The organism is Streptomyces sp. NPDC088766 (assembly GCF_044750845.1).
In the GTDB taxonomy this organism is placed as follows: Bacteria; Actinomycetota; Actinomycetes; order Streptomycetales; family Streptomycetaceae; genus Streptomyces.
The window spans coordinates 148,506-171,914 of sequence record NZ_JBIVKQ010000012.1; the positions used below are offsets into that span (position 1 = coordinate 148,506).

Annotated in this window: 21 protein-coding genes and 3 pseudogenes; 13 read left to right on the plus strand and 11 right to left on the minus strand. The window is 71.4% G+C overall.

All coding sequences use genetic code 11. The features are described 5' to 3' along the window. Nucleotides 1-1,101 precede the first annotated feature (1,101 nt). On the minus strand, nucleotides 1,102-1,524 hold the full coding sequence (locus ACIP5W_RS18875) for a secondary thiamine-phosphate synthase enzyme YjbQ (RefSeq protein WP_401474276.1): 423 nt from the start codon (nucleotides 1,522-1,524) through the stop codon (nucleotides 1,102-1,104). Between the two features lie 190 nt (nucleotides 1,525-1,714). On the opposite strand from ACIP5W_RS18875, the gene ACIP5W_RS18880 reads away from it, so the two are divergent. Next, nucleotides 1,715-2,800 carry an NAD(P)-binding domain-containing protein gene (locus tag ACIP5W_RS18880; protein ID WP_401474279.1) on the plus strand — a complete coding sequence of 362 codons (1,086 nt, stop codon included), beginning with the start codon at nucleotides 1,715-1,717 and terminating at the stop codon, nucleotides 2,798-2,800. Between the two features lie 15 nt (nucleotides 2,801-2,815). On the opposite strand, the gene mltG is transcribed toward ACIP5W_RS18880, so the two are convergent. Together mltG and ACIP5W_RS18890 are read right to left on the minus strand one after the other, a co-directional pair. Then, nucleotides 2,816-3,673 (minus strand): endolytic transglycosylase MltG, encoded by an 858-nt coding sequence (gene mltG / locus ACIP5W_RS18885; protein ID WP_401474282.1) that lies wholly within the window; start codon nucleotides 3,671-3,673, stop codon nucleotides 2,816-2,818. Nucleotides 3,674-3,734: 61 nt separating this feature from the next. Next, nucleotides 3,735-5,546 carry an ABC transporter ATP-binding protein gene (locus ACIP5W_RS18890; RefSeq protein WP_401474285.1) on the minus strand — a complete coding sequence of 604 codons (1,812 nt, stop codon included), beginning with the start codon at nucleotides 5,544-5,546 and terminating at the stop codon, nucleotides 3,735-3,737. Nucleotides 5,547-5,645: 99 nt separating this feature from the next. Between ACIP5W_RS18890 and ACIP5W_RS18895 the strand changes: the two genes are divergently transcribed. From ACIP5W_RS18895 to ACIP5W_RS18915, 5 genes are all read left to right on the plus strand, one after another. Further along, nucleotides 5,646-6,095, plus strand: a complete 450-nt coding sequence (locus ACIP5W_RS18895) for a MarR family winged helix-turn-helix transcriptional regulator (RefSeq protein WP_401474288.1) — start codon at nucleotides 5,646-5,648, stop codon at nucleotides 6,093-6,095. A 283-nt stretch (nucleotides 6,096-6,378) separates the two neighbouring features. Then, on the plus strand, nucleotides 6,379-8,208 hold the full coding sequence (locus ACIP5W_RS18900; protein ID WP_401474291.1) for an ABC transporter transmembrane domain-containing protein: 1,830 nt from the start codon (nucleotides 6,379-6,381) through the stop codon (nucleotides 8,206-8,208). Continuing rightward, complete coding sequence (locus tag ACIP5W_RS18905) at nucleotides 8,205-10,031, plus strand: ABC transporter ATP-binding protein (protein ID WP_401474293.1); 1,827 nt, start codon at nucleotides 8,205-8,207, stop codon at nucleotides 10,029-10,031. Before ACIP5W_RS18900 ends, ACIP5W_RS18905 begins: the two co-directional genes overlap by 4 nt. A 474-nt stretch (nucleotides 10,032-10,505) precedes the next feature. Further along, the gene (locus tag ACIP5W_RS18910) at nucleotides 10,506-10,976 is read left to right on the plus strand and encodes a DUF5709 domain-containing protein (RefSeq protein ID WP_401474295.1); all 471 of its coding nucleotides are present in this window, start codon (nucleotides 10,506-10,508) and stop codon (nucleotides 10,974-10,976) included. Between the two features lie 87 nt (nucleotides 10,977-11,063). Further along, nucleotides 11,064-11,318: a type B 50S ribosomal protein L31 gene (locus ACIP5W_RS18915; RefSeq protein WP_401474298.1), complete on the plus strand. Its 255-nt coding sequence runs from the start codon at nucleotides 11,064-11,066 to the stop codon at nucleotides 11,316-11,318. A gap of 26 nt (nucleotides 11,319-11,344) precedes the next feature. Here the strand turns inward: ACIP5W_RS18915 and ACIP5W_RS18920 are convergent, their stop codons facing one another. Then, nucleotides 11,345-12,139 carry a metal-dependent hydrolase gene (locus tag ACIP5W_RS18920; RefSeq protein ID WP_401474301.1) on the minus strand — a complete coding sequence of 265 codons (795 nt, stop codon included), beginning with the start codon at nucleotides 12,137-12,139 and terminating at the stop codon, nucleotides 11,345-11,347. A 145-nt stretch (nucleotides 12,140-12,284) separates the two neighbouring features. On the opposite strand from ACIP5W_RS18920, the gene ACIP5W_RS18925 reads away from it, so the two are divergent. Both ACIP5W_RS18925 and ACIP5W_RS18930 read left to right on the plus strand, forming a co-directional pair. Further along, nucleotides 12,285-14,798, plus strand: a complete 2,514-nt coding sequence (locus ACIP5W_RS18925) for a DUF3516 domain-containing protein (protein WP_401474304.1) — start codon at nucleotides 12,285-12,287, stop codon at nucleotides 14,796-14,798. Between the two features lie 40 nt (nucleotides 14,799-14,838). Next, a complete protein-coding gene (locus tag ACIP5W_RS18930; RefSeq protein WP_401474307.1) occupies nucleotides 14,839-15,705 on the plus strand; it encodes an acyl-CoA thioesterase in 867 nt (288 codons plus the stop codon). Here the strand turns inward: ACIP5W_RS18930 and ACIP5W_RS18935 are convergent. Both ACIP5W_RS18935 and ACIP5W_RS18940 read right to left on the minus strand, forming a co-directional pair. Continuing rightward, complete coding sequence (locus tag ACIP5W_RS18935; protein WP_401474310.1) at nucleotides 15,651-16,604, minus strand: DUF6397 family protein; 954 nt, start codon at nucleotides 16,602-16,604, stop codon at nucleotides 15,651-15,653. The two genes, ACIP5W_RS18930 and ACIP5W_RS18935, sit on opposite strands and share 55 nt — an antisense overlap. Nucleotides 16,605-16,737: 133 nt before the next feature. Continuing rightward, nucleotides 16,738-17,145 carry a roadblock/LC7 domain-containing protein gene (locus ACIP5W_RS18940; RefSeq protein WP_401474313.1) on the minus strand — a complete coding sequence of 136 codons (408 nt, stop codon included), beginning with the start codon at nucleotides 17,143-17,145 and terminating at the stop codon, nucleotides 16,738-16,740. A gap of 105 nt (nucleotides 17,146-17,250) precedes the next feature. Here ACIP5W_RS18940 and ACIP5W_RS18945 point away from each other — a divergent pair, with 105 nt between their 5' ends. Continuing rightward, nucleotides 17,251-17,679, plus strand: coding sequence for a PPOX class F420-dependent oxidoreductase (locus tag ACIP5W_RS18945; RefSeq protein ID WP_401474316.1), 429 nt, complete (start codon nucleotides 17,251-17,253; stop codon nucleotides 17,677-17,679). A 349-nt stretch (nucleotides 17,680-18,028) separates the two neighbouring features. On the opposite strand, the pseudogene ACIP5W_RS18950 reads toward ACIP5W_RS18945, so the two are convergent. Together ACIP5W_RS18950 and ACIP5W_RS18955 are read right to left on the minus strand one after the other, a co-directional pair. Next, nucleotides 18,029-18,428, minus strand: a pseudogene (locus ACIP5W_RS18950) (DUF742 domain-containing protein); the annotation flags it as partial. A gap of 148 nt (nucleotides 18,429-18,576) precedes the next feature. Then, a complete protein-coding gene (locus ACIP5W_RS18955; protein ID WP_401474319.1) occupies nucleotides 18,577-19,074 on the minus strand; it encodes a roadblock/LC7 domain-containing protein in 498 nt (165 codons plus the stop codon). A 150-nt stretch (nucleotides 19,075-19,224) separates the two neighbouring features. Here ACIP5W_RS18955 and ACIP5W_RS18960 point away from each other — a divergent pair, with 150 nt between their 5' ends. Then, nucleotides 19,225-19,824 (plus strand): class I SAM-dependent methyltransferase, encoded by a 600-nt coding sequence (locus ACIP5W_RS18960; RefSeq protein WP_401474322.1) that lies wholly within the window; start codon nucleotides 19,225-19,227, stop codon nucleotides 19,822-19,824. 3 nt (nucleotides 19,825-19,827) lie between these two features. Here ACIP5W_RS18960 and ACIP5W_RS18965 read toward each other — a convergent pair. Beyond that, nucleotides 19,828-20,289, minus strand: a pseudogene (locus ACIP5W_RS18965) (alpha/beta fold hydrolase); the annotation flags it as partial. On the opposite strand from ACIP5W_RS18965, the pseudogene ACIP5W_RS18970 reads away from it, so the two are divergent. Continuing rightward, nucleotides 20,256-20,800, plus strand: a pseudogene (locus ACIP5W_RS18970) (helix-turn-helix transcriptional regulator). The pseudogenes ACIP5W_RS18965 and ACIP5W_RS18970 overlap by 34 nt on opposite strands. Here the strand turns inward: ACIP5W_RS18970 and ACIP5W_RS18975 are convergent. After that, nucleotides 20,786-21,682: an oxygenase MpaB family protein gene (locus ACIP5W_RS18975; protein WP_401474325.1), complete on the minus strand. Its 897-nt coding sequence runs from the start codon at nucleotides 21,680-21,682 to the stop codon at nucleotides 20,786-20,788. The pseudogene ACIP5W_RS18970 and the gene ACIP5W_RS18975 overlap by 15 nt on opposite strands. Before the next feature lie 100 nt (nucleotides 21,683-21,782). On the opposite strand from ACIP5W_RS18975, the gene ACIP5W_RS18980 reads away from it, so the two are divergent. Both ACIP5W_RS18980 and ACIP5W_RS18985 read left to right on the plus strand, forming a co-directional pair. Further along, nucleotides 21,783-22,112, plus strand: coding sequence for a hypothetical protein (locus ACIP5W_RS18980; RefSeq protein WP_401474328.1), 330 nt, complete (start codon nucleotides 21,783-21,785; stop codon nucleotides 22,110-22,112). A 137-nt stretch (nucleotides 22,113-22,249) separates the two neighbouring features. Then, nucleotides 22,250-23,098: a hypothetical protein gene (locus ACIP5W_RS18985; RefSeq protein ID WP_401474331.1), complete on the plus strand. Its 849-nt coding sequence runs from the start codon at nucleotides 22,250-22,252 to the stop codon at nucleotides 23,096-23,098. Nucleotides 23,099-23,146: 48 nt separating this feature from the next. Here the strand turns inward: ACIP5W_RS18985 and ACIP5W_RS18990 are convergent, their stop codons facing one another. Beyond that, a complete protein-coding gene (locus ACIP5W_RS18990; protein ID WP_398101679.1) occupies nucleotides 23,147-23,329 on the minus strand; it encodes a hypothetical protein in 183 nt (60 codons plus the stop codon). Nucleotides 23,330-23,409 lie beyond the last annotated feature (80 nt).

Below are 23,409 nucleotides of genomic sequence, written 5' to 3' on the forward strand. Positions count from 1 at the left end.
CTTGCTTGCGCCGGAGCCGCTGGGCTCCTGCCTGCCGCCTTGTCCGATCAAACGATTGTCACGCTTGGAGCAGAGGAAGCCCTACATCCTCCTTCCCATGGCACCGTGAGGCTCCGCACTACGCGGCCAACCGGTATGGGATTGCCCGGGTCCCCCAAGAAAGGCGTTGCCCCACCGGCTGAGACAAAGCCACCTCAACACCCGACCGTGTGCGGATATCTGTTCGGAGCAGTCGGATCCGTGCTTCCAACGCTCCGCCCCTCAAAGCACCACTACGGGCCAGACCCTGAAGCCAAAGACTCAGCGCCCAGGACGTCGACCGCATGAAGAGGGGCCCGAGGTCGGGCGCCGCGTGGAGGTAGAACAGAAACGCCGCCCGAGGAACTTCTCCTCGAAGGTTCCGCGTGACCGATTTCCGGCAGATATCACCGAAGCGGCAACCACAAAGACACCCATACTGCCCACTCGATTCAGAGCCTTCGCCCTCTTGACAGGGACACCACTCACCCAGCCCCTCGCCGATTCCGGCGCCGCTGATATGCACGGAATCAGCATCTGCGATTCGCACCAACACCTCATCCATCAAAAGAGTCCGCACGAACTCGCACGATGCGATAGCACAGGAACGTCGTTCTGCGGGCAATGCGTCGGCGATCGCTTGGTCGATCTGCCGATCACGCGACACGATCAACCACGCCGCGCCGGATTCCGTCTTTTCGACCTGCAGTTCCGCCACCGCGTTCTCACGCAGCCACCGCTGCCGCGACCAAGCCGTCGTACGGGCCCCTCTCGTCACGGAGCCACGGGCCCAGGCTCGGGCGGGTCACGGGATCCGTGGCGCCGGAGACCTCCCAGTCGTCCGCCCAACCGATGATGTGCGCCCCGACGGAGGAGGCGGCAGTGAGCACGTTCTCACGCTGGCGCTCGGGCGAAGACGCAGCCGGCTTCACGCGCGACAGCCGCCGCACTCCGAGCAGGCACTTGCCGCATCCGTCGTAAGGAGGTTCGACCGCATTGGGGTCCGTACCGCGCGTTTCTTCTCTCCGTTCGAGCGCGCATGGTACGGAGAATCGGCGGCACGCCCCAGCTGAACGATCTTGGTCAGCCGAGGAAGCTCAGACGAACCTGACGGTTGCCTTTGGCAATGTTCGTGTCCACCAGGCACACCGACTGCCAGGTTCCCAGCTGCAGGGCGCCGTCCACCACCGGCAGGGTGGCGTGGGGCGGCACGAGGGCCGGCAGGACGTGGTCGCGGCCGTGGCCGGGGCTGCCGTGGCGGTGCTGCCAGCGGTCGTCGGCGGGGAGAAGGGTGTGGAGGGCGGCGAGGAGGTCGTCGTCGCTTCCGGCACCGGTCTCGATGATCGCGATGCCGGCCGTCGCGTGGGGGACGAAGACGTTGAGGAGGCCGTCGCGGCCGGCCGCCGCCTCCCGCAGGAAGGTCTCGCAGTCTCGGGTGAGGTCGACGACCCTCTCCTGTGCGCCGGAGGCGATGTGCAGTACCCGGGTGGTGAACGCATCTGACATGCCTCCATCCTGACCCATCGGCAACCCCGTGCACCGGATTCCACAGGCCGGTGGCCGCCCGACCCGTGACACAGGGGGTCCGGCCCGCGAGCCGCCCGCCGACCACGACCACGACCACGACCACGCTGGCGTGCAGGAGCGCCGACGCGTTCACGGGAAGATCCACGACCTCACCCCTGTTGGTTCAAATGTGAACGACATGCGTGAGGTCGAGGTGGTCGTCATAGGCGCCGGGCAGGCGGGACTGGCCGCCGCCTATCACCTGCGGCGCACCGGCTTCCAGCCGGAGCGGGACTTCGTGGTGCTGGACCACTCCCCCGGCCCGGGCGGCGCCTGGCAGTTCCGGTGGGCCTCGCTGACGTACGGCAAGGTGCACGGGATGCACGCGCTGCCCGGCAGGGAGCTGACGGGCGCGGATCCGGCGCGGCCCTCCTCCGAGGTGATCACCGAGTACTTCACGGCGTACGAGCACGCCTTCGACCTGCGGGTACGGCGGCCGGTCGAGGTGACGGCAGTGCGTGAGGGAACGGGCGGGCGACTGCTCGTGGAGAGCAGCGCCGGTACGTGGGCGACGAGGACGCTGGTCAACGCCACCGGCACCTGGGACCGGCCCTTCTGGCCGCGCTACCCCGGGCAGGAGACCTTCCTGGGCCGGCAGCTGCACACCGCGCGCTATCCGGGGCCCGAGGCGTTCGCCGGACTGCGGGTGGTCGTGGTGGGCGGGGGTGCGTCGGGGACCCAGCACCTGCTGGAACTCGCCCCCTACGCGGCCGCCACCACCTGGGTGACGCGACGCCCGCCGGTCTTCCGCGAGGGCCCCTTCGACGAGGAGGCGGGCCGCGCGGCGGTCGCCCTCGTGGAGGAGCGGGTACGGCAGGGGCTCCCGCCGAAGAGCGTCGTCTCCGTGACGGACCTGCCGCTGAACGACGCGATCAGGCAGGGGCTGGCGGACGGGGTCCTCGACCGGCTGCCGATGTTCGACCGGATCACCCCGGACGGCGTGGAGTGGAAGAACGGGCGGCGGGTGCCCGCCGACGTCATCCTGTGGGCGACCGGCTTCCGGCCCGCCGTGGACCACCTGGCACCGCTGCGGCTGCGCGAGCCGGGCGGCGGAATCCGCGTCGAGGGCACGCGCGCGGTCGCCGACCCTCGTGTGCACCTCGTCGGCTACGGCCCCTCCGCGAGCACCATCGGCGCCAACCGGGCGGGGCGCGCTGCCGTGCGGGACATCAGGCGGCTGCTCACCGAGCGGGCCGGTGAGCCGGCCGCCGCCTGATGTGCCTCCGCCGGATCAGCGGGTCTTCGACGGACTCGCCGAGGCCTGGACGCTCTGTTGGACCCTGTTGAACTCCGCGACGTTGCGCTGGTGTTCCTCGTAGCTGGCGGTGAAACGTGTGTCGCCCGGCTTGACGGTGACGAAGTACAGCCAGTCGCCCGGCGTCGGGGTGATCGCGGCGCGCACGGCCTCCTCGCCGGGGTTGTCGATCGGGGTCGGGGGCAACCCCATGCGCTGGTAGGAGTTGTAGGGACTGTCGATGCGGGTGTCCGCCGTGCTCGTCCTGAGCGTGGGGCGGTTCAGCGCGTAGTTGATGGTGGAGTCCATCTGCAACGGCATGCCGCGCTCCAGACGGTTGAAGACGACACGGGCCACCTTGCCCATGTCCGCCTTGGTGGCGGACTCGGCCTGGACGATGCTGGCGACGGTGACGGCCTGGTAGACGTTCATGGCGTTGCGCTGTGCCCCGGCGGCGACGGGGGCGCCGTTGAACTTCCTGTTCGCGGTGTCGACCATCTGGGCCAGCACCGTCTGCGGCGTCGGTTCCTCGCCCAGCGGATACGTCGCAGGGAAGAGATAGCCCTCCGGGTTGCCCTCGGCGTCGACCGGCAGCTTCAGACCGGCCTTCGGCAGCGATTTCCTGGTGGTGCCGGGCGGCAGGGCGAGGGCCTTGTCGACGGCCTCGTAGATCTGGCTCGCGCGCCAGCCCTCCGGGATCACCAGCGTCGTCGGTCTCTTCTTCTCGGAGCCGTCCATGCTCAGCAGCGGCACGGCCACAGCGGTGCCGGCCGCGACGGCTCCGATCGCGATGAGGACGAGACGACCCCGGCGCGTCAGTCGGATCGCGCTCCGTGGCGGAGTGTTCATCTGCATGCGGGCACGGTAACCCGCACAACGTCACAATCCCGACATAACCGGGCTTATCGTCGTCTTGTCATCTCGTCGGCTCCAGGCGGGCGTCCCGGCGCACCAGCTCGGCGTATCGCCCGTCGCGCTCCAACAGCTCCTCGTGCGTGCCACGTTCGGCCAATCGGCCGGAGTCCAGGACCACGATCTGGTCGGCGCTCCGGATGGTGGACAGCCGGTGGGCGATGGTGAGCGTGGTGCGGTTGGCCGAGAGCGCGTCGATGGCCTCCTGGACAGCGTGCTCGGTCCGGGTGTCGAGGGCACTGGTCGCCTCGTCGAGGATCAGCACCGGCGGGTCGCGCAGGATGGTGCGGGCGATGGCCAGGCGCTGCTTCTCACCACCGGAGAAACGGTGGCCGCGCTCGCCCACGACCGTGTCGTACCCGTCGGGCAGCGCGGCGATGTGATCGTGGATCTGGGCCGCCCGCGCCGCGGCGTGCAGTTCCTCGTCGGTGGCGTCCGGCTTGGCGAAGCGCAGGTTGTCCGCGATCGAGGAATGGAAGAGGTACGTCTCCTGCGAGACGACGCCGACCGCGCGCGCGAGGGTGTCGAAGTCGAGGTCGCGGACGTCGACCCCGTCGATGGTGACCCGGCCGCCGGTCACGTCGTACAGACGCGGCACCAGGTAGCCCAGCGTGGACTTGCCCGCGCCGGTCGGCCCGACGACGGCGAGGCTGCTGCCGGCCGGGACGGTCACGTCGATGCCGTCGAGGACGGGGGCGACCGTGTCGTCGTCGCCGTCGTAGCGGAACTCCACGTGCTCGAAGCGGACCTCGCCCTTGACCTGGTCGAGGTGGACCGGGTCCGCCCGCTCGGTGATGTCGACGGGCAGGTCGAGGTACTCGAAGATGCGCTGGAAGAGCGCGAGGGAGGTCTGGATCTGCACGCCGGTCGACAGCAGGCTGACGGCCGGACGGAACAGGCCCTGCTGGAGGGAGACGAAGGCGACGATCGTGCCCAGGGAGGCGCCGGGTCCGCCGAGTTCCATCGTCAGGCCCGCGGTCCAGTAGATGACGGCCGGCATGGCCGACATGACGATTCCGATGACGGCCATGCGCCAGCGGCCGGCCATGCTCGACCTCACTTCGAGGTCGACGAGGCGCTCGGACTCGTCGGCGAAGGAGTGGGTGAGGGAGTCTGCGCGGCCCATGGTGCGGCCGAGCAGGATGCCGCTCACCGAGAGCGATTCGGTGACCGTGGCGGCCATCCCGGCCATCTGTTTCTGCCGCTGGGTGGTGATCTTCCGCCGTTCGTTACCGACGCGGCGGCTGATCCACACGAACACCGGCAGCAGGAGCAGCGAGACGACGGTGAGACGCCAGTCGAGGGCGACCATCGCGACGATCGTGGCGACGACGCTGGTGAAGTTGGAGACCAGGGAGGTGGCGGTGGAGGTGACGGTCGCCTGCATGCCGCCGATGTCGTTGGCGATGCGGGACTGGACCTCGCCGGTACGCGTGCGCGTGAAGAACGCGAGCGACATGCGCTGGAGGCGGCCGTAGACGGCGGTGCGCAGATCGTGCATCACGCGCTGGCCGACCGTGGTGGAGATCAGCGTCTGGAGGACGCCGAAGACTCCGGCGAGGACGGCGCTGAGGATCATGCCGAGGGCGAGCAGGCTCAGCAGGCCGGTGCGGCCCTCGGGGATGGCGACGTCCAGGGCCTCCTTCAGCAGGAACGGCGTGGCCACCGAGACGAGCGAGGAGGCGGCGACGAGCAGGCCGACGACCGCGAGCCGCCCGCGGTAGGGGCGGAAGAGTTTCAGGATGCGGCGCACCTGCCGGGGGTGTTCCCCGGCGTCGCCGGACGGGTTCCAGGAATCTGGCGTGTCGGGGTGCATGGGCTCCTACGGGAGGTGAGGCGAGACGAGCGAGACATGGGGAGCATAGCTCATTGTTACCTATACTCACAATGATCGACGTCCTGATATTGTTCCCGCATGACCACCTCCGATCCGGACGGCGCGCTCGCCGAGCAGCTGCTGCGGTTCACCCGTCGGGTGCACCGCATCCAGAAGCACCATCTGGAGCTGTCGGACCTGGGCATCACACCCGCCCAGTCCCGTCTGCTGCGCACCCTCTCCCATTTCGGCGCACCGCCGCGGATGGCGGACCTCGCCGAACGCCTGGAGGTCGTGCCGCGGGCGGTGACCACGCTGGTCGACGGACTGGAGGCGCACGGCAAGGTCCGCCGGGTGCCGGACCCGACCAACCGCCGGGTGATCCGGATCGAGCTGACCGACGCGGGCCGCGCCACGCTGCGCGAACTGCACCGGGCACGTCAGTCGGCGGCGCGGGAGATCCTGGCCCCCCTGACGGACGTGGAACGGGCGGTGCTCGGGGAGCTGCTGGACACGTTGATCGGCGGGACGGCGGCTCCTCACTGCTGAGAGGTTCACGCACCACATGCGGGCGGGCCACGGCCGTCTCTCCGGGATGCCGGAGGGGCGGCCGTGGCCTTTGGGGACGACTTTCCGACGACGGACCGGCCGCAGTGGTCGCCGGTGGCGGGTTCCTCGGGGCGGTGACCGCCTTCGGTGGCAGCCGGAACCACGCGGTGCCGCGGAAAACCGGTTGATTCCGACCACCCTGCGGAGCGAACCTTTCACGGTTTGCTGTCGCCGCTCGCCGCGGCGCCCTCCCCCCATCCCTGACACGAGCCACTGGGACGTCATGAAGATCCGAGACCTTCCGTATCCAGACCCGGGTGTGCCCGACGCCCGCTCGGGGCCCCGATTCCTGTGGTGGCTCGGACGCAATCAACTGGGCGGCCAGCTCACCTCCCTGGCCTGGGGCCTGCTGCACTTCATGGCCGTCTCGGCACAGCCGTTCTGCGTCGGGTTCGCCATCGAGGCGGTCGTCGACCGCTCGGGCGCCCGGCTGGCCCTCGCCGGTGGGCTGATGGCCCTGTTCGGCGCAGCCACCGCGCTCGGGGACACCTTCCTGCACCGCACCGCCGTCACCAACTGGATCACCGCGGCCGCCCGCGTCCAGCAGCTCCTCGCCCGCAAGGCCTCACAGTTGGGCTCCGCCCTCAGCCGGCGGGTCGCGGCCGGGGAGGTCGTCGCCGTCTCCACCGGCGACGTCGAGAAGATCGGCTGGTTCGTCGAGGCCGTCTCCCGCTTCACGGCAGCCGCCCTCACGGTCGTGTTCGTCTGCGTCGGCCTGGTGTTCTACCAGCCGGCCCTCGGCGTCGTCGTCGCCGTGGGCCTGCCCGTCGTCGCTCTCGCGGCGCTGCCCCTGCTGCCCCGCGCGACCCGGCGGGCCGACTTCCAGCGGGAGAAGGCAGGACGCGCCACCGAACTGGCCTCCGACACGGTGGCCGGCCTGCGGGTACTGCGGGGCATCGGCGGCGAGGACCTCTTCCTCGACCGCTACCGCCGCGCCTCCCAGGAAGTCCGTCACGCGGCCGTGCGCAGTGCCCGCATGTGGTCGCTGATCAGCGCCATCCAGGTCCTGCTGCCGGGGCTGCTGCTGATCGCGGTCGTGTTCTACGGCGTCCACCTGGCCCGCGCGGGCCGGATCTCCGTCGGGGAACTCGTCACCGTCTACAGCTCCGTCATGGTCCTGACCTATCCCCTCAGACACTTCGAGGAGATCGCGATGGCCTACTCCTTCTCCCGTCCCTCGGCGAAACGCGCCGCCCGCGTCCTGTCGATGGAACGGGTCACGGACGCGGACGGATCACGCGCCGCGGACCTGCCCTCCGGTGACCTGTACGACCCGGCCACCGGCCTGCTCGCCCCGGCCGCACGGCTCACCGCCGTGGTGTGCGGCGACCCGGACGCCGCCGGACGACTGGCCGAACGCCTCGGCGGACACCCTGCGGAGAACGGCCCGTCCGTGCTGCTCGGCGGGATACCGCTGGACGAGTTGCCGCTGGACAGCGCGCGCACCGCCGTCCTCGTCCAGGACAAGGACCCGGTGCTGCTGTCGGGCTCCCTGCGCGACCTGCTGGACGTGCCCGCCTCGGGCGAGGTCGGCGCGGCCGCGGCGCTGGCGGCCGCCCGGTGCAAAGACGTCCTCGACGCCCTCGTCCAGGGCTCGCTGGACGTGGACGATCCGATGGACGCCCACATCACCGAGCGGGGACGCTCCCTGTCGGGCGGCCAGCGCCAGCGGCTGGCACTGGCCCGGTCGCTGTTCACGGACCCGGAGGTCCTCGTCCTGGACGAGCCGACCTCCGCCGTCGACTCGCACACCGAGGCACGGATCGCCGAGGGGCTGCGGGAGATCAGGACGGGACGCACCACGGTCCTGTTCACCTCGTCCCCGCTGCTGCTGGACCGGGCCGACCGCGTGGTCCTCGTCCACGAGGGCCTGGCCGTCGCCGCCGGTGTGCACCGCGAACTGCTGCACACCGAGCCGCGGTACCGCGCGGTGGTCACCCGCGAGACCGACGAAGAGACCTCGCTGAGCGGTGTGCTGGACGAACTGCACGGACTGCAAGAACTGCACGGACTGCAAGACACGGAACGGCACGAGATCGAGGAGTCCGCATGATCGGCGTGGCGCCACCGGCATACGACCCGGCGGCACCGACGACAGCCAACACGCTGCCCGTCGGCGCCCCCGCGACCGTACGCGCCTACGTGGCCGAACTGCTGCGCCGGCACCGGCGTGCCTTCGGGATCCTCCTGGCCGTCAACACGGTCGCCACCGTCGCCTCGATGGTGGGTCCGTGGCTGCTGGGCGACGTCGTGGAGCGGCTGTCGGAAGGAGCCCGCGAACTCCACCTGGGCCTCACGGCGACGCTGTTCGCCCTCGCCCTCGTCGTCCAGGCCGTCTTCGTGCGGCAGGTGAGGCTGCGCGGCGCGATGCTCGGCGAGCGCATGCTGGCCGACCTGCGCGAGGACTTCCTCGTCCGGGCGGTGCGGCTGCCGCCGGGCGTGCTGGAGCGGGCCGGCACCGGTGACCTGCTGTCGCGCATCACCACCGACATCGACCGGCTGGCCAACGCCATGCGCGAGGCCGTGCCGCAACTGACGATCGGCGTGATGTGGGCGGCGCTGCTGCTCGGCGGGCTCGTCGTGACCGCTCCGCCGCTGGCACCGGCCGTGCTGGTCGCGGTGCCCCTGCTGGTGGCCGGCTGCCGCTGGTACTTCAGGCGGGCCCCGGCCGGCTACCGCTCGGAGGCCGCGGGTTACGCCTCCGTCTCCGCCGCCCTCGCCGAGACCGTGGACGCCGGCCGTACGGTCGAGGCCCACCGCCTGGGCGACCGCCGCGTCGGGCTGTCGGAACTGCGGATCAAGCAGTGGACGGCCTGGGAGAACTACACGCTGTGGCTGCGGTCGGTCCTCTTCCCGGTCATCAACCTCGTGCACGTCACCGTCCTGGGTTCGGTCCTCATGCTCGGCGGGGTGTTCGTCCTGCAGGGCTGGATCGAGGTCGGTCAGCTGACCACGGGCGCGCTGCTGGCCCAGATGCTCGTCGACCCCGTGAACCTCATCCTGCGCTGGTACGACGAGCTCCAGGTCGCGCAGGTGTCGCTGGCCCGGCTCGTCGGGGTGCGCGACATCGAGCCGGACGCCGGTGACTCCGGGCTGGAACCGGACGGGCGGGACGTACTCGCCGACCGGGTCCACTTCGGCTACCGCGAGGGCGTCGACGTGCTGCGCCAGGTGTCCCTGGAGGTCGCGCCCGGCACCCGGCTGGCTCTCGTCGGCCCCTCCGGCGCGGGCAAGTCCACGCTGGGCCGGCTCCTCGCGGGCGTCTACGCGCCCAGGGACGGCCGGGTCGCCCTCGGTGGCGCGGAACTGTCCCGGATGACCGCCGAACGGGTCCGCTCGCACGTGGCGCTCGTCAACCAGGAGCACCACGTCTTCGTCGGTTCGCTGCGCGACAACCTCCGGCTAGCCCTGCCCCACGCCCGCCTCGAGGAGAACCGGCCGGACCCGGCCGACGCCCGGCAGACGGAGGAGGCCGCGCTGTGGACGGCGCTCACCGCGGTCGACGCCGACGGCTGGGCGCGCACCCTGTCCGACGGCCTGGACACGCAGGTCGGCTCGGGCGGGCACGTGCTCACCCCGGCACAGGCCCAGCAGATCGCGCTGGCCCGCCTGGTCCTCGCCGACCCGCACACGCTGGTCCTCGACGAGGCGACCTCGCTGCTCGACCCGCGCGCCGCCCGTCACCTGGAACGCTCCCTCGCCCGCGTCCTGGACGGCCGCACCGTGATCGCCATCGCCCACCGCCTCCACACCGCGCACGACGCGGACGTCATCGCCGTCGTGGAGAACGGCCGCATCAGCGAGCTGGGCAGCCACGCCGAGCTGGTCGCCGCGGACGGGGCCTACGCGGCCCTGTGGCGGTCCTGGCACGGCTGAGGAGGCGGATGCCGGCCCCGGCCCGGACAGGAACCGGTCGCGGCAGGCCCGCAACCGGACAGCCAGGCGGGAGCCGGCCGCCCGGCTCGCCCGGGGCGGACACACCGACCGGACCACCGCGGGACGGGCGGCTGCTCCACGAGCCCGGACGGCTGCCGGACGAACGGGGGGCGGGCACCTCCCCGGGGTGGCGACGCGGTGTGAGACCCGTGGGGTCCCCGTCGGCGGACCACCGCGGTCGCCACGCAGACGGTGCCGGGGGGGGAGGCTCTCCGCCCGCGTCCGAGCATGCCGGCGCGGCTCTGGCGTTGCGCACCCCCGAAGGGGGGTGGAACGCTGGAGAGCGGCACCCCCCGTGGCAGGCGGCCGGACCGGCCGGTCCGGCGCGCTCCGCCGACGGCAGGTGTCCCGTACCACGGTCGCCCACCGCCGCCCCAGCGGTGAGGACGGGCCCGTCACCCCCTGGAGGTACCCGTGAACAGCGCCGACGGATGGGGAGACGACGTCTACCAGCCCGACGCCTCCGAGATCCAGGACGACGCCGGACTTCTCGACGCGGAGGACACTCTGGAGAACGACGGCGTCGGGGATCCCCTGGACCGGGGATGGTCGCCTCCTGAGCGGCCCTGGGCCGTGGAGCACTCCGGCGTGACGGCCGCGGAGCGCCGGCGGGGCGAGACCCTGGACCAGCGGCTTGCGGAAGAACTGCCCGACCTCGTCGCACCCGACGGTGACGGCCTCGGCGACTGCGACGGCACCGACGGGGAACTCCTGGACAACGAGGTCGGCGCCGCCCGCTCCGGCCGGCTCGTCGCACCGGACGAGGGAGCCCACGAGGACGAGGAGAGCGCCCTGGTCGCCACCGACGTCGGTATCGACGGCGCTGCCTCCTCCGCGGAGGAGGCGGCGATGCACATCGTCGACGAGGACGCTCTGCCCGGCTGATCGGCGCTGCCCGTCCGGTCCGGCCGCCACGGCCCGCCCGGGTCGGTCGGCCCCGCACCCACCGCACGCACTGTCCGAGGAGCACGCATGCAGCAGGACAAGCACCCCGACTACCACTCGGTCGTCTTCCGCGACCGCACCGCCGGCTACGCCTTCCTGACCCGGTCCACCGCGACCAGCGACCAGACGATCGAATGGGACGACGGGGAGACCTACCCCGTCGTGGATGTCGAGATCTCCTCGGAGAGCCACCCGTTCTACACCGGCAAGGCCCGCACCGTGGACACGGAAGGTCGTATCGCACGCTTCGAGCGGCGCTACGGGGAGGGCACGCCGACCTGAGCCGGTCCCGTCGGCCCCGGCAGGACTCAGATGTAGTTGAGCGCGGCCGCGCCGCCCACACCTCCGAGCACCATGAACACGGGCATCAGCACCTTCAGCTCGACCCAGCTTCCGGCCCGGAACCGCATCGCCTTGGGCGGACCGATCGGGTACCAGCGCTTGCGCCCGATCGGGATGGGCCACAGAACCGGACAGCCCGAGACGGTCAGCGCGTCCCCGATGTCGTGGACCAGGGCACCGAGCACGATCGGCAGTCCGAGCCAGAGGTATTCCTGGCCCGGGTCCGTGAACAGCCAGTCCGACCCGTTGCCCGGCTTGTCCAGCACGCCGGCGATGATCCACGCGCTCGTCGCCGCCAGCAGCCACACCAGCACATCGCTGCTGGACCCCCGCGTCGCCCGCCACAGCAGGCCCTCGATCGCCAGGACCATGTGGACGAAGAGCAGCGCAAGAACCGCCCAGCGTCCACCGGTGATCGCCAGCGCCGAGGAGCCCGCGCCGATCATCACCGCCCACAGCCAGGTGTGCGTCAGGGTGCGGTGCCCGCCGGAGCGGCGCGGGTCGCCCTGCTTTCGCGTGCTCTTGTAGACGGCGTAGGAGAGCTTGTCCACGATCTCGCACAGCCAGCGCGAGAGGGGTCCGAAGGCGCGGGAGATCGTCGCGGCCTTGTGGTCGAGGTCCGGGGCCAGAGCAGCGCCGGCGCAGATCAGCGCACCGGCGAGCAGTACCGGCCACGGCATCGAGTGGCCGGTCGCGGCTGCCGCAGCGCCGACGCCGAGCCATGCGGCGGCGCCCGACAGTGAGTGTGCTGGTCCCATCATGGCCGTTGCCCGCCCCATTCCTCTTGCACCGCTGTCCAGTTGACCGGGTGCGATCACGCTCCGTCGGCGACACAGCGTAGCTGCCGTGATCTTCGGTCCCGCATCCGATTCCCCCGTTGCGCACCGGGGCAGGCAAGATGGGGGCGTGACCCTCATCGATCAGTTGCCGCCGACCGCAGATCCCGACGCCCTGTACGAAGCCTTCGAGTCCTGGGCCCAGGAGCGCGGTCTGACGCTCTACCCCCATCAGGAGGAGGCGTTGATCGAGGCGGTCTCCGGGGCGAACGTGATCGTGTCGACGCCGACCGGCTCCGGCAAGAGCATGATCGCGGCGGGTGCGCACTTCGCGGCTCTCGCCCGCGACGAGGTCACCTTCTACACCGCTCCGATCAAGGCGCTGGTGTCGGAGAAGTTCTTCGAGCTGTGCAAGATCTTCGGCACGGAGAACGTCGGCATGCTCACCGGTGACGCGTCCGTCAACGCCGACGCCCCGGTCATCTGCTGCACCGCCGAGGTGCTCGCGTCGATCGCGCTGCGCGACGGCAGGCACGCGGACGTCGGCCAGGTCGTCATGGACGAGTTCCACTTCTACGCGGAGGGCGATCGCGGCTGGGCCTGGCAGATCCCGATCCTGGAACTGCCCCAGGCCCAGTTCATCCTCATGTCGGCCACGCTCGGCGACGTGTCCTTCTTCGAGAAGGACCTCGCCCGGCGCACCGGCCGGCCCACCGCGGTGGTCCGCTCGGCGACCCGCCCCGTACCGCTGTCCTACGAGTACCGCTTCACGCCGCTCACGGAGACGCTCACCGAGCTGCTGGAGACGAAGCAGGCTCCCGTGTACATCGTGCACTTCACCCAGGCGCAGGCGGTGGAGCGGGCGCAGGCGCTGATGAGCATCAACATGTGCTCGCGCGAGGAGAAGGAGCGGATCGCCGAGCTGATCGGGAACTTCCGTTTCACCACCAAGTTCGGCCGCAACCTCTCGCGTTACGTACGGCACGGCATCGGCGTGCACCATGCCGGCATGCTCCCCAAGTACCGGCGACTCGTGGAGAAGCTCGCCCAGGCCGGCCTGCTGAAGGTGATCTGCGGGACGGACACGCTCGGCGTCGGCGTCAACGTGCCGATCCGCACCGTGCTGTTCACGGCGCTGACGAAGTACGACGGCAGCCGTGTCCGCACGCTGCGGGCCCGTGAGTTCCACCAGATCGCGGGCCGGGCCGGCCGGGCCGGCTTCGACACGGCGGGCCTGGTGGTCGCGCAGGCGCCCGAGCACGTCGTCGAGAACGAGAAGGCGCTCGCGAAGGCCGGCGACGACCCGAAGAAACGCCGCAAGGTGGTCCGCAAGAAGGCTCCCGAGGGCTTCGTCGGCTGGACCGAGAGCACCTTCGAGAAGCTCATCGCCTCCGAACCGGAACCGCTGGCCTCCCGCTTCCGGGTGACGCACACGATGCTGCTGTCGGTCATCGCACGCCCCGGCAACGCCTTCGAGGCGATGCGGCACCTGCTGGAGGACAACCACGAGCCGCGCAAGCAGCAGCTGCGGCACATCCGGCGCGCGATCGCGATCTACCGTTCGCTGCTGGACGGCGGGATCGTGGAGAAGCTCGACGAGCCGGACGCCACGGGCCGCGTCGTCCGCCTGACGGTGGACCTTCAGCAGGACTTCGCGCTGAACCAGCCGCTGTCCACCTTCGCACTGGCCGCGTTCGAGCTGCTGGACCCGGAGTCGCCGTCGTACGCGCTCGACATGGTCTCCGTCGTGGAGTCCACTCTGGACGATCCGCGGCAGATCCTCGCGGCCCAGCAGAACAAGGCGCGCGGCGAGGCGGTCGCCGCGATGAAGTCGGACGGCGTGGAGTACGAGGAACGCATGGAGCGTCTCCAGGACATCACGTACCCGAAGCCGCTGGAGGAGCTGCTGTTCCACGCGTACGACACGTACCGCAGGAGTCACCCGTGGGTGGGTGACCATCCGCTGTCGCCGAAGTCGGTGATCCGTGACATGTACGAGCGGGCGATGTCGTTCACCGAGCTGGTGTCGCACTACGAGCTGGCCCGCACCGAGGGCATCGTGCTGCGCTACCTGGCGAGCGCCTACAAGGCGCTCGATCACACGGTCCCGGACGACCTGAAGTCGGAGGACCTGCAGGATCTGATCGAGTGGCTCGGCGAGATGGTGCGGCAGGTCGACTCCAGTCTGCTGGACGAATGGGAGCAGCTGGCCAATCCGGAGGAGATGACCGCCGAGGAGGCCCAGGAGAAGGCCGACGAGGTCAAGCCCGTCACCGCCAACGCGCGTGCCTTCCGCGTCCTCGTCCGCAACGCGATGTTCCGCCGCGTCGAACTCGCCGCCCTCGATCATGTCGACGAGTTGGGCGAGATGGACGGTGAGTCCGGCTGGGACGCCGACGCGTGGGGCGAGGCGATGGACAAGTACTGGGACGAGTACGACGACCTCGGTACCGGTCCGGACGCCCGCGGTCCCAAGCTGCTGGTCATCAAGGAGGAGCCGCAGCACGGGCTGTGGCGGGTCCGTCAGATCTTCGACGATCCGAACGACGATCACGACTGGGGCATCAGCGCGGAGGTCGACCTCGCGGCGTCGGACGCCGAGGGCCGCGCGGTGGTCCGCGTCACCGACGTCGGCCAGTTGTGAGCACAGGACGAGGCAGGCGCGGCACAGGAGAAGCACACACATGACGAATCCGGCCGAGAGGCTCGTGGACCTGCTGGACCTCGAGCAGATCGAGGTCAACATCTTTCGCGGCCGCAGCCCGCAGGAGTCACTGCAGCGGGTCTTCGGCGGACAGGTCGCCGGCCAGGCGCTGGTGGCGGCCGGCCGGACGACGGAGGGCGACCGGCCCGTGCACTCGCTGCACGCGTACTTCCTGCGGCCGGGCCGGCCGGGGGTGCCGATCGTGTACCAGGTCGAACGGGTACGGGACGGGCGGTCGTTCACGACCCGCCGGGTCACCGCGGTGCAGCAGGGGCGCACGATCTTCAATCTCACCGCCTCCTTTCACAAGCCCGAGGAAGGTCCTTTCGAGCACCAGCTGCCGCCGGCCCGCGAGGTGCCGGATCCGGAGTCCCTGCCGACGGTCACCGATGAGGTACGGGCACATCTGGGCGCGCTGCCGGAGCAGTTGGAGCGGATGGCGCGTCGGCAGCCCTTCGACATCCGGTACGCGGACCGGCTGCGCTGGAGCTCCGAGGAGATCAAGGACGCCGAGCCGCGCAGTGCGGTCTGGATGCGTGCCGTCGGTCCGCTGGGTGACGATCCGCTGGTGCACACCTGCGCCCTGACGTACGCCAGCGACATGACTCTCCTGGACGCCGTGCGTCTTCCGGTCGAACCGCTGTGGGGGCCCCGGAACTTCGACATGGCGTCCCTGGACCACGCGATGTGGTTCCACCGGCCGTTCCGCGCGGACGAGTGGTTCCTCTACGACCAGGAGTCGCCCGTCGCGATCGGGGGTCGCGGTCTGGCCCGCGGGCGGATCTACGACCTTCAGGGGCGGCTGCTGGTGTCCGTCGTGCAGGAGGGCCTGTTCCGGAAGCTGTAGGCCCCGGTGCCTCGGACGCTTCTGCGGAGCAGCCGGCCCAGGAGTCCGGTCCTGGGCCGCCCGGTCCGCGGGGCCGGCTCCCGTTTTCCGGTCGGCCGTGGCGGGGCGGGCTCCACGGTGGGTCGTGGTGCCGGTCGGTGTGCGCGGGCCTGTTCGAGGGCGTGCGCCAGGTCGGAGCGCAGCCAGGCGATCTCGTCGGGGTCGGCCGCCGTCATGATCCTCTCCGCCAGCTGCGCTGCCGGTGAACCCGGGGCGCTGTACGTCGGCGGTCCGGGCCGGAAGCGGTTCAGGTGGGAGCGTTCATAGGGGTCCCTGGCGATGTCGGCGATCTGTGCCGGGTCCAGGAAGGCGGCCACGGCGCCGGCCCGCTGCCAGGGACCCTCGGCCTGCCGCAGCAGGGATCCGAGGTGCCGTCCGCGCCAGTTCCGGGCCCGTAGGTCCACTCCGGCGGCCAACCGGTCCCGCATCCCCTCGGGCGCGCGCCCCGTCAGCAGGGTCGCATTGTCCTTGTCGGTGGCGAACTGCCGCAGCTCATCGGCGAGATAGAGCCATACGACGGCGCGGTAGCGATTCAGACAGAACGTCACGGGCACCAGGAGCCCCATCCTCGCCAGGCGGGTGAACCGGCTCGGAGGCACTCCCACGACGGCCGCCGCCTCGGTGGTGCCGACGGCCTCGACGCTCCTGGTCAGGGCGTCGGGGAAGCCGGGCGCCGCGCGCAGGCGGTCGATCTCGCCGCGGGTCACCCGTCGGCCCCCGCCTCCGTCGTCGGGCACGGTCCTGATGCGTCCGAGGTGCACGGCGAGATCGAACTGGCTGCGCTTGAGGCCCAGTTCCCGTGCCGCGCGGCTGTAGGTGCAGGACAGGGCGTGCGGTGACGCGACGGTGTTGCCTGACATGGCCGGTCTCCCCCGTGGAGTGAAGGGCCCCGCGCCGTCCGCGGTGGCCTCGGGAAAAACCGTAGCCGCATTCGCGAAACTCTTGGCGGCCTGTGGATAAGTCCACAGGGGATGGCGAACACGCAGGTCAGAGCTATGGGTGGGGGTCGCTGTCGGGTCGGCGTGCGTCGACGGTGAGGTGCTCTCCGACACGGTTGACGAGCAGGGCCATCTCGTAGGCGATCTGTCCCATGTCGGCCTCGGCCGCGCTGAGCACGCAGAGACAACTGCCGCTGCCGGCGGCCGTGACGAACAGCACCGCGTCGTCGAACTCGACCATCGTCTGGCGCACCCGGCCGACACCGAAGTGACGGCCGGATCCCTTGGCGAGGCTGTGCAGTCCGGACGAGACGGCGGCGAGGTGCTCGGCGTCCTCCCTGCGCAGTCCCGTGCTCGCGCCCGCCACCAGCCCGTCGTTGGACAGGACCAGCGCGTGGTGCACTTGTTCGACGCGCTCGGTCAGGTCGTCCAGCAGCCATCCCAGGCTCTGCTTCTGTGCCATGGTCCGTCTCCCCGTGATGTTTCCCCGTGTGGTGTTCCCGCCTGGCCGGCAGGTCCGTCCGCCAGCCTTCCCCACCTCCGGCCGCCGGACAAGGAGGATGGGGGCATGGCACAGAAGATGACCGACGAGGAATGGCGGGCGTTCGTCTCGCAGGGCACCCGCACCGCAAAACTGTCGACGGTACGGGCCGACGGAAGCCCGCACGTGGCACCCGTCTGGTTCCTGCTCGACGGGGACGAGGTGGTGTTCAACACCGGTAAGGAGACGGTGAAGGGGCGCAATCTGGCGCGGGACGGCCGGGTCGCCCTGTGCGTGGACGACGACCGGCCGCCGTTCGACTTCGTGGTGCTGCAGGGTCGCGCCCGGATCTCGGAGGACCTCGACCAGGTGCGGCTGTGGGCGACCCGTATCGCGGCGCGGTACATGGGAGAGGACCGGGCCGAGGCGTTCGGCGCCCGCAACGGCGTCCCGGGCGAACTGGTGGTCCGCGTCGGGATCGAGAAGGTCCTGGCGCAGAAGGCCGTGGCGGACTGACGCGAGGGGGGCCTCCTCCAGCTCACGGAGTCGAGGAGCCGGGCGGTGTGCATCCGCCCGGCCTACTCGACGAGCCGGATCAGCACAGCCTTCCCCGAGTCGCGCTTCCCCGAGTCGCGGTCGCGTTCGGTCGACGTCGGTTCGGGGTTCCAGCGCTACGGCGGGCGGGCCGCGCGCTGCGGCGCGTGGGTCACGAAGGCAGCATCATGGCAACGGCGTCCCGTCGGCGGCTGGTTCGACCGCTGTCTGCGCGATGCGACCGCCTCATGTCGCTTCGCTGTCCGAGGACGTGCCCGATTCGGTTCGGGGCGGTTCCGTCCGCTTCCGGGCCGGTCCCGCCGTCCCGCCACAGGGCCCGCAGTCCCTCCACGGCCTCGCGGAGGATCCGCTGGTCGGGCAGTCGTGCGGGCAATACCGGGCGGCTGGCGGTGACACGGCCGAGTTCCAGCAGGTCACCGAGGAGCACCCGGACCACGCCCACGGGCAGGTCCGAGTCCGCCGCGAGTTCCGCGACGGACCGGCTCTCCGTGCGGCACAAGTGGACGAGGACGCGGTGTTGCAGCCCGAGCCCCGTGCCGTCGGCACCCGGTACGGCGCGGTCCAGGGCGACCAGGGCGATGAGGTCGAAGCGCACCCCCGGTGGGACCGGGTTGCGTGCGTCCACCCGTCATGGCGTACGGGCGGACCAGGGGCCCGGCCTCGGTGTCGTACCACTGGCTCCCCTGTTCGTGCGGGGCGACGGCCGTCATGTCCTCTCCTCGTTCATCCGCGCGGCTCACCTCTCGCCTCATCGGGCGGTGGGCGGTCACGCGGACCCGCGCGGCGCCGTGCGGAGGTGCTCTCCGACCCCCTTGACCAGCCTCGCCGTCTCGTACTCCACCAGGCCGATGTCGGTGGTCACGACGGTGAGGACGGCCGGGCAGGAACCGTCAGCGCGGCGGCGAACGGGAAGACGTCGTCCATCTCCACCACGGTCTGGCGTACGCCGCCGGCGCCGAAGTGCCGGCCGGCGCCTTCGGCGAGGCTGTGGAAGCCGGAGGCGACGGTGGCGAGGTGTTCGGCGTCCGCACGGCCGAGGCCGGTGGAGGCGCCGGAGGCGAGACCGGCGGCGAGTTCGGCGCGCTCCACGGCGGCCCGCAGCGCGACGGTGAGGGGAACGTCGTAGCGGATGCCGGTCCCGCCGACGCCGAACCCGAGCACGGCCACGAAGTGCACGGTCCAGATGCCGGTGCCGATCGCCGAGGCCGCCGTGACGAGCCGGTTGCGGCGCGAGCGCCCGGTCGCGCCCAGCGCACGGACGCTGCAGCGCAGCCCGGGGGCGGCGCCGATGCAGGCCATCGCGTACGACAGCACGGAGGTCAGCCGGCCGAAGGCGGCGTGGTCCAGGTGTCCCACGGCTCGGGGACGCCGGTCGGGGCACGGAAGCTCAGGGGGGCGCATTTCGAGGGCTTCCGCAACATGACACGAAAATGCGCCGGGGCATCGCCTCGCGCTCGAGCGTGTGCACAGAGACGTCCTCCGTGCCGGTGAGGGATCATGCGGAACATGAGCGACGACCACACACACGTCCAGGAGTTCTTCACTCCGCGCGCGGCGGACTGGGACAGCCGGTTCCCCGACGACGCCCCCGTCTACGCGGCCGCGGTCACGGAACTCGGTCTGCGCGAGGGCGGCCGTGTGCTCGACGCGGGCTGTGGCACCGGACGGGCCCTGCCACCGCTGCGCGACGCCGTGGGACCCTCCGGGGTCGTCGTCGGGGTGGATCTGACCCCGGCGATGCTGGAAGCCGCCGTGCGGGCCGGACGCGACCGTGCCGGGCGACTGCTGCTCGCCGATGTCACCGCGCTCCCCCTGCGCTCCGGTTCGCTCGACGCGGTGTTCGCCGCAGGTCTCGTCGCCCACCTGCCCGACCCTTCGCGGAACCTGCGCGAACTGGCGCGGGCGGTCCGTCCCGGCGGCGCGCTGGCCCTCTTCCATCCGATCGGCAGGGCGGCCCTCGCGGCACGCCAGGGCCGCGGTATCACCCCGGACGACCTGCGCGCCGAGCCGAACCTGCGGCCGCTGCTCGCGGGCTCGGGGTGGCGCATGACGTCGTACGTCGACGAGGACGCCCGGTTCCTGGCACTGGCCGTGCGCGAGGACTGAGGCTCACCCGTCTCCGGCGACCGCCTTCACGAAGGCGTCGGGGTCGTCGAACATGACGTTGTGCCCGGCGGCCGGCACGGTCTCGACCCGTGCGCCCGCCGCGCTCAGGGCGTCGGCACCATCGAGCGGACTGCTCGACTCGCCTTGCAGATAGACGTGCTCGACCTTGTCGAGCCCCATGAGGATCTCCCGCATGACCGGCCGGGATCCTCGTCGCAGGCCGACGGCGGTGCGGTGCAGGCCGCGCGGGTCGGCCAACCGCGCGGTCGCCGCCCACAGCGGTCCGACTCCGTCCAGCACGCGCGCGTGGCCGCTGTGGACGAACTCGCCCTCCGTCCAGGACGGCGATGCCTCCGTCCAGGAGGCGATGCCGCTGCTGCCCGCGGTCACGGGCGGGAAGGCGTCGAGGTCGGCTTCGGTGAGGACCAGCCGTGCGACCAGGCCGGGCCGGCGGTGGGCGAGGACTCGGCTTCCTGTACGACGCCCCGCTGCACGGCTACGAACCGCGCGAGCACATCTCGGCGCTGACCGGCCCTGTGCGGCCCGTGGCCGGGAGCACCTCGTGTCCGGCGGTCAAGCGCCTGGAGAGAGCGGGGTTGCTGGTGCGCGCCACGGAGCCGGGCGCCGTGGCCGCTCCCCGGCACGTTCTGAGCCTCACTCGCGAGGGACGACTCGAGCTGCGCCGTCGGCTCGCCGAGCCCGACCAGCGGGACATCACCGACGAGAACCGGTGGTTCACGGAGCTCGCCTTCCTGCGGCACCTGGACGACGCCCGGCCCAGGCAGCGGTGCCGCGTCGCCGGCTGGCCTTCCTCGAGGAGCCCGCGAGCTTCTTCTACGACTACGACGGCGAACGGGCTCTGTGCGCGGAGGAGTTGGACGACCCGTTCCGGCAGGGGGTACTGACCGTCGCGCGAGCGACCTCGCGGGCCGAGCTCACGTGGTTGCGCGAAACCCTGAAGTCACTGGACGGCTGAGCCGTCACCGTGCCGTACGGGGCAGCCCCGCAGTCCGGGCGTCGGCCGGGTGCCCAACTGCTCGAGGCGGTAGCCGTCCGGGTAACTCCTGATCTCCCGGTTCTGGCGCGCGAAGTGCGGTGCGCGGCGCGGCGGGAGGAGCCGGACGGCACGTCCGCGCGCGCGTACGGCCCGACGGACCAGCGCGCGCGTGGCGGGGGCGGGCGAGGTGTACCGGAAGGCCCGCAGGAGCGGTTCGTCCAGCAGGGCGAGGGTGGCGGTGCGCAGCACGGGGGCGAGCGGCCTCGGGTACCAGGAGGCCATCAGGTCGAGGGTGGCGTCCGAGACCGCCCGCGCGTTCTCGTCCCAGGCGAAGTGGGCCTCCTCGTAGGCGTCGAGGCAGGCCTCGAACTCCTCGTAGGACGAGGGGATGTCCTTGATGCCCATCCGGTGTCCCAGGGTGCGGTAGTGGACGGTGGAGGCGACGATCTCGTGGCGGGACAGCCTGCGCCATCCGTAGGCGTCGATCCAGCGTTTGGGCACGACGACGAAGGTGCAGAGCACGTACCGCATGTCGTCGTTGCTGATGTCGTAGCTGCGGTGCATGCGGTTGATGCGGCGGACGGCCGTTCGGCCCTCTTCGCTGTCGAATCCGTGCTCGACGACGGCGTCGAGGAGCAGCGCGGTGTCGTCGTAGCGTTTCTGCGAGTGCTCCGTGAGTTCCGCCGTGCGGGCGAGCAGACGGCCGATGCTCGGCACCGCGTAGGTGCGGTAGAGGGCGAGTTCCAGGGCTCGGGTGACGTCCCAGGGGAACTCGTGGGCGACGGTCAGCCGGTAGATCTCGGAGGCCTGCGTCACGGGGTCCATGCGCCGGATCCGTCCGAGCCGCTCGTAGCGCTTCACCGCTCCGTCCCCCTTCTGCCGCCGGAACTTCGACTCTACTTTGAGTGACAGCCGGTGAACACTCGGTCGGCACAACCAGCCAAGGGGAAGGCGGTCGGCGATGTTCGACTCGGTCCGCAGGATCTGGGGGCGGTTCCTCGGCGCCACGCGCGGGCGGCCGCGTCCGGGCGAGTCGCGTTCCGCCGGGGATCCGCGGGGGTCCGGCACGAAGCGCGCGCCCAACCTGTTCGAGGCGGCCGCCGCGTACGTGGCGGCGTGCGCGGAGGACGATCAGGACGGGATCGAGGAGGCGGCGGGCTGGGTGTCCCCGGAGGCACTGTCCTTCGGGGTCAACGAACTGGCGTGCCGGGCGGTGATCGCGCTCGCGCGTGAGCGCGACGAGTCCCCGCGGACGGTGGCACGGGCTCTTCTGGGGCTGCCGTCGGCGTGACACTGTCGGCGGCCAGAGGGCGATTCGCCCCCGTCCGGTCGGAAAACTGCAGCTCCGGGCGGGTCGGGGAGTCGTGACAAGCGCCTTCTCGCCGCACTAGGGTGCGCGCCGATGGACGAACCGATGGGGAGGCTGGGATGGCAGGGACGGAAGAGGACGCCGTCGCCGCCGCGGACGATGCGCTCTACGTGCTCACGGCGGTGCTGCTGACGCCGGCGAAGTTCCCGAGTGTGCTGGGCGACGACTACCCGGAGGCCTGCGCGGCGCTCGGCCTCGCGCCGCTCGCCGACGGCTACGGCCTGGTGCTGGGCCAGGACGGTGAGGGCGCCCGGTGGACGGTCGTCATCGACGACGTGTCGCTGGTGGCCGTCGCCATCGCGTCGTGGGACTGCGGCATGGAGTACGACCTGTCGCCCGACGAGCGGACGGTGGTCGCCGCCCTGCCCGGTTGGCCCCTGGCGGTGGCCGTCGCGGCGCCCGGCGTGCCGGCGCCTCACGACCCCGAGCTGGAGGCGGCGGACGGCCCCGCCCTGCGCCCGCCGGACACGACCGCCTGGGGCCCCGCGCAGCGGCGGCTGGGAGCCGACGAGATCGCGCTCCAGTGGGCGCTGTGGCGAGAGCAGATCGACGACGCCGAGTTCGCGCCCGCACCGGAAGGGGCGGAGGCGGCCGAGCCGGCCGATGGCGGGGAAGAGGGCGGCAGGAACACCCCGGCGGGGCACGGCGGTGTCCGGCGTGTCCTCGCGGAGGTCCGCGCCTACATGGAGACACCGCCTCCGCTGGGACGCGTGCGCTCCTCGTTCGCTCCGGGTGACGCGCGCACACTGCGCGCGGACGGTCCCGGCTGGTCTCTGGTGGCCCGCACCGACGACATCGCCTTCGTCCTGCTCGACGACGAACCGGGCGAGGTGCTGCCGGTCGGACGGGGGCCCGAACTGCCCGGCCTGCTCGAGGCGCTCGACAAGATGGCCGTACGGCCCAGCTGAGCCCGCACGCATACCGGACGGCGGGGGCCGCGACGCGGCCCCCGCGGATCAGCGGCCGATCTCCTTGCGCGTGACCCGGCGCAGCCTGCGCCGCTGCGAGGGATCCAGCGTGAGGTACGCCACGGCCGGAACTCCCAGCACGATCAGCAGAGCCGCCCACCAGGGCAGCCAGATCAGCAGCAGGAGCCCTACGGCCACACCCCCTGCGGCGATCTTCGCGTTCTTCGACATGTGCGTCGCCTCCTTCGCGGCCACTGCCGCTCTCTGGTGTGAGAACGGCTCTGCGCGGCGCCCGGTTCCAGCATCAGCCC